16 protein-coding genes are annotated in these 17,916 nt (G+C 39.2%); 4 read left to right on the top strand and 12 right to left on the bottom strand.

Translation table 11 applies throughout. The features are described from left to right. Nucleotides 1-187 precede the first annotated feature (187 nt). Entirely contained in the window at nucleotides 188-535 is a 348-nt protein-coding gene (locus QL984_RS17345; RefSeq protein ID WP_013464039.1) for a four helix bundle protein, read from the top strand. A 44-nt stretch (nucleotides 536-579) separates the two neighbouring features. Here QL984_RS17345 and mutM read toward each other — a convergent pair whose 3' ends face one another. Then, nucleotides 580-1,389, bottom strand: a complete 810-nt coding sequence (gene mutM / locus QL984_RS17340; protein WP_290173085.1) for a bifunctional DNA-formamidopyrimidine glycosylase/DNA-(apurinic or apyrimidinic site) lyase — start codon at nucleotides 1,387-1,389, stop codon at nucleotides 580-582. A gap of 13 nt (nucleotides 1,390-1,402) precedes the next feature. After that, nucleotides 1,403-1,903: a hypothetical protein gene (locus QL984_RS17335; protein WP_290173084.1), complete on the bottom strand. Its 501-nt coding sequence runs from the start codon at nucleotides 1,901-1,903 to the stop codon at nucleotides 1,403-1,405. Between the two features lie 117 nt (nucleotides 1,904-2,020). Here QL984_RS17335 and QL984_RS17330 point away from each other — a divergent pair, with 117 nt between their 5' ends. After that, complete coding sequence (locus tag QL984_RS17330; RefSeq protein ID WP_076922932.1) at nucleotides 2,021-2,944, top strand: manganese-dependent inorganic pyrophosphatase; 924 nt, start codon at nucleotides 2,021-2,023, stop codon at nucleotides 2,942-2,944. A 539-nt stretch (nucleotides 2,945-3,483) separates the two neighbouring features. Here QL984_RS17330 and QL984_RS17325 read toward each other — a convergent pair. Next, entirely contained in the window at nucleotides 3,484-3,855 is a 372-nt protein-coding gene (locus tag QL984_RS17325) for a GxxExxY protein (RefSeq protein ID WP_290173082.1), read from the bottom strand. 818 nt (nucleotides 3,856-4,673) lie between these two features. On the opposite strand from QL984_RS17325, the gene QL984_RS17320 reads away from it, so the two are divergent. Together QL984_RS17320 and QL984_RS17315 are read left to right on the top strand one after the other, a co-directional pair. Next, a complete protein-coding gene (locus tag QL984_RS17320) occupies nucleotides 4,674-6,056 on the top strand; it encodes an MBL fold metallo-hydrolase (RefSeq protein WP_290173081.1) in 1,383 nt (460 codons plus the stop codon). A 145-nt stretch (nucleotides 6,057-6,201) separates the two neighbouring features. Beyond that, the gene (locus tag QL984_RS17315) at nucleotides 6,202-7,569 is read left to right on the top strand and encodes an MFS transporter (protein ID WP_290173079.1); all 1,368 of its coding nucleotides are present in this window, start codon (nucleotides 6,202-6,204) and stop codon (nucleotides 7,567-7,569) included. A gap of 382 nt (nucleotides 7,570-7,951) precedes the next feature. Here the strand turns inward: QL984_RS17315 and galU are convergent, their stop codons facing one another. The 9 genes from galU to QL984_RS17270 form a co-directional block, all read right to left on the bottom strand. Continuing rightward, nucleotides 7,952-8,836, bottom strand: a complete 885-nt coding sequence (galU, locus tag QL984_RS17310; RefSeq protein WP_138764667.1) for a UTP--glucose-1-phosphate uridylyltransferase GalU — start codon at nucleotides 8,834-8,836, stop codon at nucleotides 7,952-7,954. 169 nt (nucleotides 8,837-9,005) lie between these two features. Continuing rightward, the gene (locus QL984_RS17305; RefSeq protein WP_290173077.1) at nucleotides 9,006-10,982 is read right to left on the bottom strand and encodes a nucleoside-diphosphate sugar epimerase/dehydratase; all 1,977 of its coding nucleotides are present in this window, start codon (nucleotides 10,980-10,982) and stop codon (nucleotides 9,006-9,008) included. 102 nt (nucleotides 10,983-11,084) lie between these two features. After that, entirely contained in the window at nucleotides 11,085-12,260 is a 1,176-nt protein-coding gene (locus QL984_RS17300; RefSeq protein ID WP_290173076.1) for a DegT/DnrJ/EryC1/StrS aminotransferase family protein, read from the bottom strand. Between the two features lie 45 nt (nucleotides 12,261-12,305). Continuing rightward, nucleotides 12,306-12,944: an acetyltransferase gene (locus tag QL984_RS17295; RefSeq protein ID WP_290173074.1), complete on the bottom strand. Its 639-nt coding sequence runs from the start codon at nucleotides 12,942-12,944 to the stop codon at nucleotides 12,306-12,308. Beyond that, on the bottom strand, nucleotides 12,937-13,533 hold the full coding sequence (locus QL984_RS17290) for a sugar transferase (protein ID WP_290173072.1): 597 nt from the start codon (nucleotides 13,531-13,533) through the stop codon (nucleotides 12,937-12,939). The genes QL984_RS17295 and QL984_RS17290 overlap by 8 nt, the downstream gene beginning before the upstream one ends. Further along, the gene (locus QL984_RS17285) at nucleotides 13,517-14,749 is read right to left on the bottom strand and encodes a glycosyltransferase family 4 protein (RefSeq protein ID WP_290173070.1); all 1,233 of its coding nucleotides are present in this window, start codon (nucleotides 14,747-14,749) and stop codon (nucleotides 13,517-13,519) included. The genes QL984_RS17290 and QL984_RS17285 overlap by 17 nt, the downstream gene beginning before the upstream one ends. Further along, nucleotides 14,739-15,812 carry a UDP-N-acetylglucosamine 2-epimerase (non-hydrolyzing) gene (gene wecB, locus QL984_RS17280; protein WP_290173068.1) on the bottom strand — a complete coding sequence of 358 codons (1,074 nt, stop codon included), beginning with the start codon at nucleotides 15,810-15,812 and terminating at the stop codon, nucleotides 14,739-14,741. Before wecB ends, QL984_RS17285 begins: the two co-directional genes overlap by 11 nt. Then, a complete protein-coding gene (locus QL984_RS17275) occupies nucleotides 15,812-16,924 on the bottom strand; it encodes a glycosyltransferase (RefSeq protein WP_290173066.1) in 1,113 nt (370 codons plus the stop codon). Before QL984_RS17275 ends, wecB begins: the two co-directional genes overlap by 1 nt. A gap of 122 nt (nucleotides 16,925-17,046) precedes the next feature. Further along, on the bottom strand, nucleotides 17,047-17,916 hold an 870-nt coding region (locus QL984_RS17270), incomplete at its 5' end, for an O-antigen ligase family protein (protein WP_290173064.1).

The following is a 17,916-nucleotide window of genomic DNA, read 5'->3' as shown; positions in this document are numbered from 1 at the left end:
TCAGCGGTCAGCGGTCAGCGGTCAGCGGTCAGCGGTCAGCGGTCAGCGGTCAGCGGTCAGCGGTCAGCGGTCAGAAAAGCTAATTATAACTTTAGAGTCAACAGAAAATACTTCCTTGCTGAAAATAGATATTTGTAGTTAATAAAATATCAACTAGGATAAAAACTGAGCATAAGGATTTTGTATTATGAACTTTGAAAACTTAGATGTATGGAAGCGCTCAGCTCGCCTTAGCGCTGATATTTACAGAAATACACAACTAATTAAAGACTTTAGCTTTAGAGATCAATTAACACGCTCTGGTTTATCTGTTCCTAGTAATATAGCTGAGGGCATGACAAGAGAGAGTGATAAAGAAAAAACACGCTTTTTAGATATCGCTCGCTCTTCGCTTGCTGAGGCAAGAACCCAAATATATATTGGCATCGATATTAACTATATTGATACCGACATAGGTAAGTCTTGGCTAAATGAAACAGTCCAGCTGTCAAAAATGCTAACAAGTTTGATAGCAAAAATAAAAACAAGTGAGTAACCATTCTTACTGACAGCTGAAAACTTACAGCTGACAGCTATTCTCTACTTCTGACACACCTCACAAAAAACGGTGCTGCGTTGCCCTAGGCGAATTTCGGTTAATTCGGTATCGCAATTTACACAAGGTTGGCCTTTTCGGCCATACACTAATAACTGCTGCGCAAAGTAGCCAGGCTTACCGTCACTTTGGGCAAAGTCTTTTAACGTTGTGCCGCCTTGAGTAATTGCAGCGGCTAAGGTGTCTTTTATAATTGGGATTAACGTTTGGTAGCGTTTAAGGCTTACCTTTCCGGCTTCTTTACGAGGGTCAATACTCGCTTTAAATAATGATTCGTTAGCATAAATATTACCGACCCCCACCACCACGGCGTTATTCATAATAAACTGCTTAACGGGCACTTTTTTATTACGTGATTGCTCATAAACACGTTTAGCAAAAAAGTCATCAGTGAGTGGTTCAGGGCCTAATTTAGCTAGTAGCTTATGCTCTTCATTGGGTGCTTGCCATAAACAACAACCAAAGCGGCGTGGATCGTTTAAGCGCAGTGCTTTGTCGTTGGCTAAAATAAACTCAACATGGTCATGCTTTTTAAGTGGCTCATTGGCGTTCACAACCCTCAAGTTCCCCGACATACCCAAATGCAATATAGCCGAGCCTAACTCGCACTCTAACAATAAGTATTTTGCACGTCGTTCAATACTGCTAACCACCAACCCCTCAAGTTGGTATACCTCATCTGGCACAGGCCAGCGCATACTTGCATTATGAATGTTTACCTTAGTAACGACTTGGTTTAGCACATGGGGGGTAATGCCCATGCGGCTAACTTCTACTTCTGGTAATTCAGGCATTTATAAAACTCACTTATGAAAAGGTAAAACTAGGAAATAATTGCTTGGCAGTGCTTAAATCAAGCAACATTAGCCGCTGACTAGTTTTCTCGAGAAGATAATACTGACCATTTGCTTCATATAATAAGTACACCCAAGGTAGGGGCTCACCCGCGAGTTCAAACGTCGCTGCCGATAACGGCTTATTGATATCAAGCGCATCAGGTGTGGCTGTCGTCATTAACGCTGTATTTTGCCATAAATAAACAAGCTCACTAAGTTGCTGCTCTGAACCTTGCCAACTAAGCGGTACCTCCTTGATTAAAGCAGTAGTACGCCAGCTTGTACCAATACGCTCAATTTTTTGGTCGCTAAATTCAAGTGTTAACACAAAGCTTTGCACAGGAAGTAGTGGCTGCAGTTGCGCCTGCGTTTCATCGGATCCAATCTTTTTATGAAGACCATTTAAAAAGAAGATCATAATCAACATAGAAAAAATAATAACATTGTTCCAACCTTTGCGGCTTAATCGCATATGCAGTTCCTAATTTGTATAAGGTTTTCAAGTTTAGCTAAAACTTAATTGCACTGTCTATATGTTAAAAGCTGCATACTTTGCTAGAATATCGGCAAATTTTAAGGAGTTTAGTCAATGTCAATGTATGTAGTGGGCCATAAAATCCCAGATTCAGATTCAATATGTGGTGCAATTGCACTGGCTTATTTAAAAAACCAAATTGATGAGCCGGCAATTCCAACCCGCCTTGGTGAAGTATCACCAGAAACACAGTTTATTTTAGATAAATTTGGCTTCGAAGCACCTGAGCTTAAACTTAGCTACGCTGGCGAAGACGTTTACATTGTAGACCACACAGAAAAAACCCAAGCACCTGATGATATCGACCAAGCTCGCGTTGTTGGTGTAGTTGATCACCATAAATTAGGTGATTTAACCTCATCAACCCCGCTTGAATGCTGGATCCGCCCTGTTGGTTGTTCTAACACCATTATTAAGATGATGTACGATTTTTATAACGTAGAGATTCCAAAAGATATTGCTGGCATTATGCTTTGCGCTATTTTAAGTGACACCGTTATTTTTAAATCGCCAACCTGTACCACTGCCGATATTAAATGTGTTGAAGCCCTTGCTGAAATTGCAGGCATTGAAGACTTTAAAGAACTAGGCATGGACATGTTCCGCGTTAAATCAGCCGTTGAAGATACGCCTGTACGTGATTTAGTAATGCGTGACTTTAAAGACTTTAACATGAACGGTAACCTTGTTGGCATTGGTCAGTTAGAAGTTATTGACCTTGCAGTATTTGACGAGATTAAAGCTGACCTTGAAGCTGACATTGCCAAGCTTAAAGAAGAAGGCGGTCGTCATTCAGTATTTTTACTACTAACCGACATTATGAAAGAAGGCTCACAAATGCTGATTGCATCAGACGATGCCAGCCTTGTTGAGCAAGCCTATGGTGAAAAACCAGAAGACGGTAAAGTATGGCTAGACGGCGTATTGAGCCGTAAAAAGCAAGTAGTGCCACCACTACAAGACGCTTTTAAGAACTAGGTTCCAGGTTCCAGGTTCCAGGTTCGAGGTTCGAGGTTCGAGGTTCGAGGTTCGAGGTTCGAGGTTCGAGAAATTTAAAAACCTTGCGGTTAACATCGCAAGGTTTTTTTATACCTGTAGGCGGGAGTTTACCCCGCGCAGTGGGTAGGTAAGTTCGCAGCCCGCTTTTGAACCACAGAGAACACCGAGGCGCTTCGCGCTACACAGAGTAATACCTTACTGAACGCTGACAGCTACCTGTTTTTATTTTTAATCACTCCCTCTGTGCACTCTGTGACCTCGGTGGTAAATAGTGTTTTAATTTTTTTCACCACAGAGAACACCGAGGCGCTTCGCGCTACACCGAGTAATACCTTACTGAACGCTGACAGCTACCTGTTTTTATTTTTAATCACTTCCTCTGTGCACTCTGTGACCTCGGTGGTTAAATAGTGTTTTAATTTTTTGCACCACAGAGAACACCGAGGCGCTTCGCGCTACACCGAGAAGACAGTCAGTTGTAACTTCTTAATCTTGAAGTTATTTAGGAAGTAAAGTAATTAAACTCTGATCCTTTTAATACCGTCAACGAGCTTAACTTCATTAAAATTAACTAGTAGACCTGTTCTTATTCCTGTCAGCTTTAAATACGTCATCAACTGAGCAGAATGAATAGGCCGCAATTTATCAACGGCTTTTAACTCAACAATTAGCTTATCCGGTAACAATATATCAAGTCTATAACCTGTATCGATTGATACATTCTTATATTTTATAGGTAGTTCAGCTTGTGCAATAGCTAGCAACCCAGATTGATTTAGTTCATACATTAGACAGCTTTCATAACTAGACTCTAATAAGCCTGGACCCAAATGTTTATGAACCTCTATAGCGCAACCAATAACCTTATGAGTTAGTAAATCTGTTTCCATTGATATTTTTATCCACTTCCTTGTAATTTATTTTGACAGTATAGTCACTTTCTCGTCTAAAGGATTATTTTGAATCACAGTGAAAATCGAAGCACTAAACCGAGAAAAGCTTCAATTACTGAAATCTCAAAATCTAACAACTGTTTTTATTTTTAATCACTCCCTCTGTGCACTCTGTGGTAAATAGTGTTTTAATTTTTTTCACCACAGAGAGCACCGAGGCGCTTCGCGCTACACAGAGTAATACCTTACTGAACGCTGACAGCTACCTGTTTTTATTTTTAATCACTTCCTCTGTGCACTCTGTGATCTCTGTGGTAAATAGTGTTTTAATTTTTTCACCACAGAGAACACCGAGGCGCTGCGCGCTACACCGAGAAATCAATTACTGATATCTTACATAATAACTGCTATTTATCTTTAGTCACTTCCTCTGTGCACTCTGTGGCCTCGATGGTAAATAGTGTTTTAATTTTTTTGAACCACAGAGAGCACCGAGGCGCTGCGCGCTACACCGATAAATCCATTACTTACATCTAAGTTCTAATATCACTGCTCTTTAACTTTTGTCTTTAATTAATACCTCTGTGCACTCTGTGACCTCTGTGGTAAAAAATCACTAACTTACGTTTTGGGCTACGAGCCGCGAGCTTCGAGCCCGTCGCCCGCTGCACTTGGCCCATCAGTTGCGGTATAAAGCCCCGTCTTATTAAAATACCTGCTATATTTATCGATAAAATAAAGGCGTTAGGCTCTAAGTGCTAGGCTCGGGCTTCGAGCCGTAACCCGTGGCCCGCAGCCAAACATAAGGACATAAAATGCACATACTTCACCATGGAGCAGTCAATGGCGTAACAGGATCATGCCACCAGCTGATAATAAACGACCAAAGCTCTTTTCTAATTGATTGCGGACTATTCCAGGGTGAAGATTCTGTAGATGATCTAAGCATTGAATTTAATATAGACACTGTTCGCGCATTAATAGTTACCCATTGCCATATTGATCATGTTGGCCGAATTCCCTATTTACTGATGGCTGGCTTTAAAGGCCCTATATTTACCTCTGTTGCATCAGCAAGCTTATTGCCTTTAGTCATTGAAGATGCATTAAAAGTGGGCGTTACGCGAGACCAAAAAATAATAGATACCTGCTTAAGGCTGCTTAAACAACAAGTTGTAGCTGTAGACTTTAAAGCCTGGTTTGAGCTTCCTTGCAAAGGTGAACACACAGCGAAAGCCCGACTACAACGAGCAGGGCATATTTTAGGCTCCGCTTATGTAGAAATAGACATAAGCACGCCTCCTTATAAAGCGAGCAATAATCATAGAGTGGTTTTTTCTGGTGATTTAGGGGCGCCCTACACGCCTTTACTACCCTCACCTAAAGCGCCCTATAAAGCCGATACCTTAGTCATAGAGTCAACTTATGGTGATAAAAATCACCAAGGTCGTAAACAACGTACGCAAACCTTAAAAAACGTGATTGAACGCGCCGTTGCCGATAACGGCGTAGTACTTGTGCCTGCCTTTAGTATTGGCCGCACGCAAGAGCTGTTATACGAACTTGAACAGCTAATTCATGCTTCTGCTAAAAATTCACCTTGGCGCACAATACAAGTAATACTCGACTCGCCTATGGCGGCTAATTTTACTCAGCAGTACCGAAAGTTTAAATACTTATGGGATGAAGAGGCAAAACAAAAAGTAGCCAAAGGTCGCCACCCACTCGACTTTGAAAACCTCACTACTATAAACACCCATAGCGAGCACTTAGCGTTAATAAATTACTTAGCCAGCCGCCAAACACCTGCAATTATTCTAGCAGCAAGCGGTATGTGCACCGGCGGACGGATAGTTAACTACTTAGAGCGATTTTTAACCGACAAAACCACCGATATACTCTTTGTAGGTTACCAAGGGCGCGGCACTTTAGGTCGTGATATACAAACCTACGGACCAAAAAATGGCTACGTGTTGATAAATAATACTAGGGTGAATATTAACGCCAAAATACACACTATAAGCGGTTATAGTGCTCATGCAGATCAGGCAGGTCTCATTAAATTTGTAACCGGTATGCGTAAAAAGCCCAGCCATATAAAAATAGTTCACGGCGATGATGACGCTAAAAATGCACTCGCAGCAAAATACAGAGAAATATTGGGAGATGAGGTGACGGTAGAAATTGGCAAGGGATAGGTTCGGTGTTTAGCTCTAGGCTCGTTACCCGCTGCTCGCTCCCCGTTGCCCACCGCTCGTCGCCCGCAACCCGCTGCCCTTTAAATCCTGTACAAGCAAGTATATTCACGTATCATTTTAAGGCCAGTAAATAAAAGGATACCTCTTGTTTAATCTCCCCCCCACTACGATTGCACTTATTATCGTTTGTAGCGGCTCTATTATTGGACCGCTTGGCATGGCAGGCGTTAATATCGCTATTCCTGACCTTGCTGAAGATTTACACGCAAGCGCAAAAATGATTGCGTGGATGCCCACCTTGTATTTACTCAGTAGCGTTATCTTTATGCTGCCGTGCGGTAAAATAGCAGACAACTATGGTCGCAAACGCGTGTATGCATTTGGTTTAGGTTTAAATGCACTGGCCTCGCTAATGTGTGCGTTAGCAAACTCTATTGAGTGGGTGCTTTTTTGGCGCTTTATACAAGGGGCTGCAGGCGCCATGATTTTTGGTATAGGTGTTGCCATTATCACCTCTGTTACGCCTGATAATAAACGCGGAATGGCACTGGGCATCTCTGCGGCGTGTGTATACATAGGACTCAGTGCAGCTCCTGCGGTTGGTGGCTGGCTCACTGAAATATGGGGATGGCGCGCCGTGTTTTACTCGCAAATCCCCTTGGTACTTATGCTACTTATTGCCATTAAACTATTTTTACATGGCGAATGGAAAAACGATAAAAAATCACCGTTTGACTGGTGGGGCATGGTTATTTTCTCGCTCTTTGCACTGTGCTTAGTATTAGGATTAAGTGATTTACCAAATGTAGCTGGCTGGCTATTAACCGCACTTTCAATCATTTGTTTAATGCTATTTATTATTCACCAAAGTCGCAGTCGGCGCCCCTTAATTAGAGTACAAATGTTTTTAGAAAGTCGTGTGTTCAGCCTATCGTTGACTACTTCGTTTCTCATGTATGCCAGTAACTTTTCATTGGCCTTTTTGTTAAGTTTGTACCTGCAATATATAAAAGGATTAAGTCCCGCACATGCAGGACAAATAGTATTACTACAAGCGATTTCAATGGCTATTATGGCGCCCTTAGCAGGTAAGCTTGCCGATAAAATACAACCACGCTTACTAGCCACGCTAGGCTGTGTAATTGTTCTGGTTGGATTTTTTCTGTTATCCCAGCTATCGGTTAGTTCAAGCACCGCTTACATTAGTGGCTCACTGTTATTATTAGGGATTGGGTTTGGCTTATTTTCGACCCCTAACAACAATGCCATTATGGGTGCAGTGGATAAAAGTGAGCTAGGTGTGGCGTCTTCCTCAATGAACTTATCACGCACTATTGGTAATTTATTTGGCATGAGCTTAATCAACTTAATTGTGCATTATTACCTTGGTGACAGCACCTTCTCAGCGCAAAATAGCTACGCACTAATGAGCACCATTTCATTGGCGTTTAAAATGTCATTAGGGTTTGTCATGCTGGCAAGTTGTATTTCTGCGCTGCGAGGTCGGGCTTAAAGACAGCTAGGTTCGAGGTTCGAGGTTCGAGGTTCGAGGTTCGAGGTTCGAGGTTCGATAAATTTAAAAACCTTGCGGTTAACATCGCAAGGTTTTTTTATACCTGTAACAGCGGGTTCACCCCGCGTCGGTATTAGGATTTAGGTTCTAGGCCCGAAGCTCGTCGCCCGTAACCCGAAGCTCGCAGTCCGTAACTTCCTCTAAACGCGCAGCGTCTCTTAAACTCTTTGTGCATAAATATTTTAAGATCTTATTCACAAAGAGAAGTGAATGAGGAGTAAATGAGAAAATAAAACCATTAGCCCAACTGGTTAATTCGAGGTTCTAGGCTCGATGCCCATACCCCGTCGCTCGTAGCTCGTTACCCGATGCCCGTCGCCCGTTACCCTTTAACCAACTCTTTCATATATTCAGTAAACTCATCGCCTAAGCTTTTATCGCGCATGCTGTATTCTACAATCGCTTTTAAATAACCGAGTTTATCGCCACAGTCGTGTGAGCGGCCACTCATATGAAACGCTTCTACCGTATCAATAGCCAATAATGCATCAATCGCATCTGTAAGCTGTATTTCACCGCCTGCGCCTACATGAGTTTTAGCGAGTAATGGCCAAATATTTTTACTTAAAACATAACGACCAACAACGGCTAAGTTTGAAGGTGCAACCTCTGCGGCTGGTTTTTCAACCATTTTTTTAATTGCTGCACTTTCACCAGCAGCAAGCTCTACACCATTAATATCAGCAATACCGTACTTACTTACATCTTCAATAGCAACGGGCTCTAACATAATTTGGCTGGCATGGGTTTGCTTAAAACGTGCAATCATCGCCGCTAAGTTTTCAGTTTTTTGATCTGCCGTATAAGCATCCAAAATTACATCGGGTAACACCACAACAAAGTCACTATCACCAACTATTGGCTTGGCACATAAAATAGCGTGCCCTAAGCCTTTAGCTTCACCTTGGCGAACGTGCATAATAGTAACATCTGCTGGGCAAATAGAGCGCACCTCATCTAGCAAAGTACGTTTTACACGTTTTTCTAGCGTGGCTTCTAACTCAAAACTGGTATCAAAATGGTTTTCAATGGCATTTTTAGAGCTATGTGTCACGAGCACAATTTCTTTAATACCCGCCGCCACACATTCATTTACTATGTATTGAATAAGCGGTTTATCAACCAAGGGGAGCATTTCTTTAGGGATTGCCTTAGTCATTGGCAACATACGGGTACCTAAACCAGCAACAGGAATTACAGCTTTCACAAATAGTCCTTTAATATAAGTGAGTATATTTGCTTACAAAAGTAGCATAGCTAAATATATACAGCCTGAATCAGCTAAAGGTAAGAATAAATTATAGGTGCATAATATTACACAAAGTAAAACACCAAGTTGCTAACTCGGTGTTTTGATATAACTAACTGATAAATTATTAAAGCATAGCGCCTTTACCAGTTTTAGGTAAGTTAACTACATTGCAGCCACTGTTATGCTCTTTGAAATTTTCATGTCTAGCATTCCATACTAAATCACAAATCCCATCAGTCGGATTAAAGCTAGTTGGCGCATCGAGAAGTAATTGGCGAATCTTTTCATGATCAAAGTTATGACAGGCTGTATCTAGCGCGTCTATAAACACATTAAGCTCACTAAGCGGTAACATCACTTCATTAGCAGTCATAATTCGTTCATGAGTTGTTTGCCCTACGTTATCCCCTATTAATAGCTCTTCGAAGAGTTTTTCACCTGGGCGTAACCCTGTACAAAGTATTTCGATATCGCCATGCGGGTTAGATTCACTTTTAATTTCAAAGCCAGATAGCCTGACCATTTTAGTGGCTAAATCTTTAATTTTAACTGAATCGCCCATATCGAGAACAAATACATCGCCCCCTTTGCCCATAGCACCTGCTTGTATAACAAGCTGTGCGGCTTCAGGTATGGTCATAAAAAAGCGAGTTATGTCTGGGTGAGTTAATGTTATTGGGCCACCCTCTTTTATTTGACGTCTAAATAAAGGTACAACAGAGCCACTTGAGCCTAGTACGTTACCAAAGCGCACCATGCAAAAGCGTGTATTATGCTTAGCACCTTGTTCTTGAGCTAACCCCTGTAAAACAAGTTCAGCCATTCGCTTGGTTGCCCCCATAACATTGGTAGGGCGAACGGCTTTGTCGGTCGATATAAGTACAAAGGTTTCTACATTGGCATTTACCGCTGCCTTTGCCGCATAATAAGTACCAAATACATTATTACGCACCCCTTCAACTACGTTGTGCTCAACAAGTGGTACATGCTTGTAAGCAGCGGCGTGATAAACCGTGTGAACACCAAAAGCCACCATCACAGTTTCAAGTCGGTTAATACGCTGCACGGAACCCATAATAGGAATTAATTCTATTGAAAGTTGATTATGAGCAACATATTCACACAATTCTTTTTCTATTGAATATAGAGCAATTTCACTGCGTTCAAATAAAATTATTTTTACAGGATTTTGTTTAATAATTTGTCTGCACAACTCAGAGCCTATAGAACCACCTGCACCTGTAACCATAACCACTTTATTGGTAATATTAGCCGCCATTAAATCGGTTTTAGGAGTTACAGGGTCTCGGCCTAATAAATCCTCAATTTCAACTTCTCTAAATTCAGAAAGTTGTGCTTTGCCCTCAATAACATCGGCCATACCAGGTACAGACAACACCTTAATCGAAAGCGGCTCTAATTGGGCCAATACTTCTTTTCGCCTTGCTCTAGATACACTAGGTATAGCTAAAAGCACTTTAGTGGCATTGCGCTTTTCAATTAGTTCCTGAACATCTTTAAAAGCAATGACAGGTATACCTTGTACAATAGAGCCATGCTTTGCAGTATCATCATCTATAAAAGCACTTACAAAATACTCAGGGCCTGCATTTAAACCAGTAGCTAGCTGCCGGCCTGCCGATCCTGCTCCATATATAATGACTGACTCTTTATTATTCGTCATTATTTTACCAATAATGGCCCTCACTAAAATCCGTGAACCACCGACTGTAAGCAAGCATAACCAAGCAAATATAAACGGCATAGTTCTAGGTATGTTTACACCAGTAAAAAAAGCCAGCAACACTAAGCTTATAGTCGTTATTAATGTGCCTAATATAATTGCCCATAAAGCCTGTGAGTTCATATACCTGAGTACAGCGCGGTATAAACCTAACTTAATAAATGCACTCAGACTTGTGGGAATAAGTAATGCTAGCAACAACCAATTATTTATACTTTTAAGAGGCTCTAAGCTGTCGAGCCTTACAATAAGCGCCAACCAAAAAGCTAACATAATAAAAAGCGAATCAATACATAACGTAATTATTCGTTTCTTTGCACGTGAGGCGTTAATAATAGAACGGATAATACTATCCAAAACAAGTTCCTTTAATACAAGACTCTAGGCTCTAGGCTCTAGAGCTATACAAAATTTATTTAATATCATAAGTACAAAAAACTACACCTGAAACTGTTATTGCTATTTAGATGCAAGCTCAAATACTTCTTTTATTACTTGTGCCGTTTTAGCCATTTCGGTTTCGGTCAGTGTGGGGTGAACTAAAAACATAATTGATGTTTCACCCAGCTCAACCGCATTAGGTAAACGCTTGCTTGGTCGCCATGATGTATTATCAAACGCTTTTTCAAGATAAACCTCAGAACAACTCCCCTGAAAACAAGGAACGCCACGCTCAACAATTTCATTAATTATGCGATCGCGGCTCCAACCATCGGCCAAGTGCTGAGGTTTAACAAACATGTAATGTTTATATTCAGCATGTTTAGTATAGTCAGGTACTTCAACTAAGCGAATACAGCTGAAACCTTTTGCCGCCTGATCTAATAATGCTCCATAAGCTTGGCGTTTTGCAGTCCAATCATCCATTCGTGTTAACTGTATTCTGCCTATAACAGCCTGCATTTCAGTCATGCGCCAGTTTGTGCCAAAACTTTCATGTAACCATCTAAACCCAGGTGGATGCTCACGATTGTAAATAGCATCAAAACTCTTGCCATGATCTTTATAACTCCACATAGCAGACCACAACTCTTTTGAGTTAGTTGTAACCATGCCACCCTCACCACCTGTAGTCATAATTTTATCTTGGCAAAAGCTCCACGCACCAATATGCCCTATGCTACCTACCGAGCGACCCCTATACTTTGCACCATGCGCTTGTGCACAGTCTTCAATTACATAAAAGCCATGCTCTTTACTCAATGCCATTATGTCGTCCATTTCCGCAGGCATTCCCGCCAAATGCACCACAATAACCGCTTTAGTTTTAGGTGTTAATACCGCTTTTATTGACTCTGCCGTGATAGCTTGACTATTTAAGTCAACATCTGCAAATACAGGCGCTGCTCCAGCAGTTACAATACTTGATGCCGACGCTAAAAAAGTACGAGGTGTGGTTATTACTTCATCGCCAGCGCCTACACCGAGCGCTTTTAGGGCTATGTCGAGCGCTAATGTACCGTTACCTAGGGCAACTGCATATTCACTATCAGCCCAAGTAGCAAATTCTTTTTCAAACTCGCGGCCTTCAGTACCCGTCCAGTAATTAACTTTATTTGAAAGAACAACACGGCTTACGGCATCGGCCTCTTGTTGAGTGAAGCTAGGCCAAGGAGAAAATGGGGTATTTAACATGGTATTCCTATTTATTCTGTATAGAAAAAATCATACAAAGTATTTTTAGTGACTTTTTATTACGACAGCGGGAGAGCCAAATGCTGTTATGTTGCTAGGCATATTTTTTATAACTGTACTACCTGCGCCTATTAAACAATTATCGCCAATCGTTATTAATTGTTTTACTTGGCTACCTATACCAACCCAGCTTTTTGTACCAACAGATACTCCACCGGCTAAAACTACATTAGGGCAAATATGGCTAAAATCACCAATACTGCAATCATGTTCAATAACTGCAGCTGTATTTATAATACACCCAACACCAATGTTCGCAAAAGCGTTAATAATAGCGCCTGCAAAAATCACTGTGCCCGGCGCTATCTTAGAATATTGACTTATAACCGCTGTTGGGTGAGTTAAGGTAGCCAAGTTAAAGCCATTTTGTTGTAATAACTTTATTTTTTGTTGGCGAATATCGTTATTACCAATAGCAACTAAAACGTCATTACTAGGCGTTACAGTTGAATTATTAAGGGCCATTAAGTCAGCGCAAGTTCCCTTAATTGGCCAATGCTCAATATGCTTTTTTTTAGGATAAGCATCATCGTAAAAGCTAACAGTAAAACCAAGTTGTTCAGCAATATCAGCAACAACCTTACCATGACCGCTTGCACCTACTATAGCGAGCTTTTTAATCATTATTAGAGCCCTTAAATGGCTCTATTGTGACATGTCCATCAGCATTAATGCCATCGCGAATAAATACCTTTTTTACTGTTAACAACAAAATTTTTAAATCTAACCACATGCTTTGATTATTCACATACCAAACATCAAGCTCAAATTTTTGTTCCCAGCTAATAGCATTTCGACCATTAACTTGGGCCCAACCAGTAATGCCTGGGCGCACATTATGCCTACGAGCTTGTTCTTTGTTGTATAAAGGCAAGTATTGTACAAGCAAAGGCCTTGGCCCTACCAAACTCATATCCCCCTTCAATACATTAAATAGCCCTGGTAATTCATCTAAGCTAGTTGAGCGTAAAAATGAGCCAAACTTAGTCATACGCTGATCATCAGGTAATAAATTTCCCTGTTTATCTTTAGCATCTAACATGGTTCTAAACTTCATCATTTTAAAAATATCGCCATTTAAACCTGGGCGATTTTGAGTGAATAATATTGGCGAACCTAATTTAAAACGGATAAGTGCCGCAACAACGATTATTACTGGTAATAAAGTAAGTAATGCGCAAAGAGCAACTATAAAATCAAAGAGACGCTTCATTGAATAATTCCATATACCTTTTATTTAACACGCTAAAACATCTTTCGCTTATAAGAAACTTATAACCAAGCTCACCAATCTGCTGTCTATCTAACGGAGTCATTAGTTGGTATTTCTTGATCACACTAGCAAACTCATTACTGTTCTCAGCAGGCGTAAACTCCCCACATTTAGCTTCATTTACCATAGATGGGTAACCAGAGTACATACAAACAATAGGCTTTTTTGCATACATGTAATCGATAAACTTATTCAAAGACATTCCGTATTTATAAATTTTTTCATCTCGAACAGAGGCAACTAGTAGATCTGATAAGCTAAGTAAATGTTGTACTTGCTCTTTTACTACTTTAGGAGCAAAAGTTATATTCGTAAGCTCGCTAGCATTATCTTTCAGCTCCTCTTTTAAATAACCTTCCCCAACTAATAAAAAATGTATTTTACTTGTATGCTTCAATTTTTTTGCGGCTTCAATTATATACTCTAAAGCATTAGCTTCCCCAAAAGTCCCGGAATAAGTCACAATAAACTTATTCTTGGGTATGTACTGTTCAACATACTCTTCGCTTAATTTTTGTTGACTATTGTCATAAAAAGCTAAGTTTACACCTTGTGGAATACAATGCACTTTAGAGCCAAGACCTACCTCATTTTCAACATGGAGCTTTAAACCTGGCATAGTACCAACAATGGCGTCAGAATATTTATAACCTAATCGTTCTATTTTATTTAAAAGCCAAATTAAAGGGTGGTTTGAGCTAAACCCTTTTAAATCTATTAACGTTTGAGGCCAAATATCTCTAACTTCAAATATAAACTTAGCTTTATAAAATCTCTTATAAAAACAACCAGTTAAAACAGTAAACAAAGATAACGAGGAAGCGATAACAACATCTGGCTTTTCATATTTTTTTTTAAAAGCCATCATCAACACAAAAAAATCAAACCACAACCAACTACAAATTCGTTTAATACTTGTAGCTTTGGAGTATTTTAAAGTGTTTACCCAAGTAACATTAAAGTTATTACTTATTTCGTCGTAATAACGATTCTTGAATTTTGGTAAGTTATTATATAAATGAGAAGAGTTCGATGTAATCAGTCTCACTTTATGCCCAGCTTTTGCAAATTCTTCGCAAAAGCTGGCGTGTCTAGTATCTGCTCCATACTTTTTTATATTGGCATATTTTGATATATACCAAATATTACTTTTCATAGTTAATTAATGCAGTTGCTATATTGTTAGAAGCAAACCCATTTCCATATAAATCAATATTAAAATCATTTGAAAAAGTATGTTCGGTGAAAGTAGTTATAATTCTTGCTTTGTCTGCACCAACTAAAACATTAAAATTATGTTCCACTAACTCTACCCATTCAGTTTCATCTCTGAGAGTGATACAAGGTTTTTCAAAAAAGAAAGCCTCTTTTTGTAATCCACCGCTATCGGTCATAACTAACTTACAGTTATCAATTAACCACACCATATTTAGGTAGCCTACAGGATCAATTAATTTAATTCTCGAAGATAACTTTATAGGTAACGCTTCAAGTTTAATTTTTGTGCGAGGGTGTAAAGGCAGCACAATAGCAACCTGCTCTGCGATCTCATTTAATGATTCTACAATTGCAGTTAGTCTTATTTCCGAATCTGTATTTTCAGCTCGATGAATGGTAGATAATATAAATTCGCTATCTAAAGTAAGGCCTGGTGGTTTTTCAGCAAGCTCTCTATAAAAAATAGCACCATCCTGCATTACATCACCTGATAGCTCAACTTGAGTATTCCATTTATCAACGCCTTCACTTTGCAGATTATCTATTGCAGTTTGTGTCGGGCAGAATAAAATTGAACTAATACGATCTGTAAGTATTCGATTCACCTCTTCTGGCATTTTCATATTAAATGAGCGTAAACCAGCTTCAATATGAGCAACTTTAATATGAAGCTTAGAAGCCGCAATAGAGCCTGCTAATGTTGAATTAGTATCTCCATAAACAAGAACCCAGTCAGGCTTTTCGCTCAAAAGTACTTCTTCAATTTTTTCGATCATTTGGCCAGTCATAGCGCCATGAGACTTACCGCCAATACCTAAAAAATAATCTGGCTTTGGAATTTTCATTTCATCAAAAAACACATCACTCATATTCGCATCATAATGCTGCCCTGTATGAACGATAATTTCTTTAAAATTATCATATTTTGCAAACTCTCGGCTTACACTACCCGCTTTTATAAATTGAGGCCTCGCACCTAATATGGTTACAACTTTAGTCATTATAATAGTTCCTTATATAATTTGAACAGCGTCTGCTCTTCCACAGACCAATTATATTTATGTTTGATTGCAGCCAAAGCATTGCTTCCCATAAGCTCAGCCTCTTTAGGATTATTGATTATATAGTTAACAGCTTCAGCAATAGCATGAGAATCCATTGGATCAACACAAATACCACAATTATTACCTTCAACAACGTCCTTCCACATTGGGAAATTTGAAGTAATAATTGGCAAACCTGCTGACATGTATTCAAACATTTTATTTGGTTGTGCATCAATATGATTGGGATAGTCATGAAAGGTAACAACTCCAGCTTTTGAACGTCCTAAAACTTTTGCAGCCTCTTCGCGGTTAATAAAACCAAGCTCATTTACTTGATTCCAAACTTCCCAAGATTTAACCTCTTCTTCTACATGTTTTTCAGAAAAGCGCCCAGCGAGATTAAGCTTTATATTTGGGGTTTCAGCAAGAGAAGCTATAACTTGTTTAATTCCTCTTATTTCGGCTATTCCACCTAAATAACAGACTTCATTAGCCCTAACGTCCCATGTTGTGCTTGAAGCTGAACTTAACTCACCCAAAATTGGATAATTATTAACTGTAAACGAATTTGAGTTTATTTTTTTTAATTTATTAGTAATCGAGGATGTAGCTCCGATTAAGGCATCAAACTTTCTGAATACAAACTGTTCATAAAGACTAAACACCACAGGGAGGGTTTTCCTAAAGAATACATTTAAATATGGTTTTGATTTTAATTGTTTAGGTAAATCTTCATGTGCATCAAATATAACAACTTTCCCTAATTTTTTTAATCGTACGCCTATAGGGATTAATTCAGGGTCATGCAAATGATAGATGTCAGAATCCAACTCTTTAGCTTTTTCGTAAACACGATTAACTGTTTTAGTCATTCGCTCAATTCGACCTTTAGCTTTTACTCCTGTGTCGAATATGTTTACCTCACTGCAAACTTCATCACCTTCACCATCAGCAACAACTAAATTAACAAGATAGTTTTCTTTTGCTAATGAGCTACACATTTTCAAAAAAATCCGAATGTCATATCTAGGGTGTGCTGATGTTAAGTGAGTTACTTTATACTTCATACCATTACCACTTGTTGTAATTATTAATATTATAAACTTAAATGCAACTCCACATATAGCATTATTAGGAGTGTAAAAAGCAGAATGACCCTATGCTCAATGAGTATTCTAAAAGGTAACTTTTACTTATTTGTAAAAACAAAAAGTTGCTTATCATTAAAAGCCAAGATAGCAACAAACAGCGAGCTAAGACTACTGCTAGTTATAACTCCTGCGGGGATCATATATATGGAGGTCATAATAACAACCGATAAAGAGAAGTAATTAAAGTTTCTCATATATGCCGCCTTAATCTTATTAGTAAAGATAAAAGAGGAATAAAGGAAGAGTAGCAGCCAAGCTGTGCCAACTGCTCCATAAGACCTTAAAAAAAACAGCCATTCATTATCCGATGTACCAAATACTTCCCCTCCCCTGGGTAAGGGCCCTACACCAAAAACGGGGCTTAAAGTAAAATATTTGAAATTTATAATCCACCCATGAAAACGTGTAATAAAACTTTTATCCTCCATGATATTAGCCAGACCTTCAAATCGCCATAAAATTAAATTATAGATAACTTCATTTTCTTTCAAAAAAATAAAAGACCCAAATAAAAACACACCCAGTACTAATAATATTAAATATTTATAATAAGAAAAAGTTTTATTCTTTTTATAAAAAATAAATAAAAATAAAGCTCCAATAACAAAAACAGCCAATGAAGATCTTGAAAGAGTCATTAGCATAGCTATGAATATCAAAAATAGTTTAATGCTTAAAAGCTTAGATGTTTTTGTCAACATGAGATACAAGCCTGATAACAAACTTAAAGCCATTAAATAACCTTGAGCATTCGGGTTTCCAATCATCCCCACAACTCTAGGCGTGCCATACCCCTCTATAAGCGTAGTAAATTGAGTTGGTGCGACAAATGGGACGTAGTACTTATTAATATTTAATGGATTAAAAAACTGACTAATGCAGATTAAAGCAGACACAGAGGCTATAGT

Source organism: Pseudoalteromonas sp. APC 3495, from assembly GCF_030407645.1.
GTDB classification, from domain to species: domain Bacteria; phylum Pseudomonadota; class Gammaproteobacteria; order Enterobacterales; family Alteromonadaceae; genus Pseudoalteromonas; species Pseudoalteromonas tetraodonis.
This window is presented reverse-complemented; position numbering and strand designations above follow the sequence as displayed.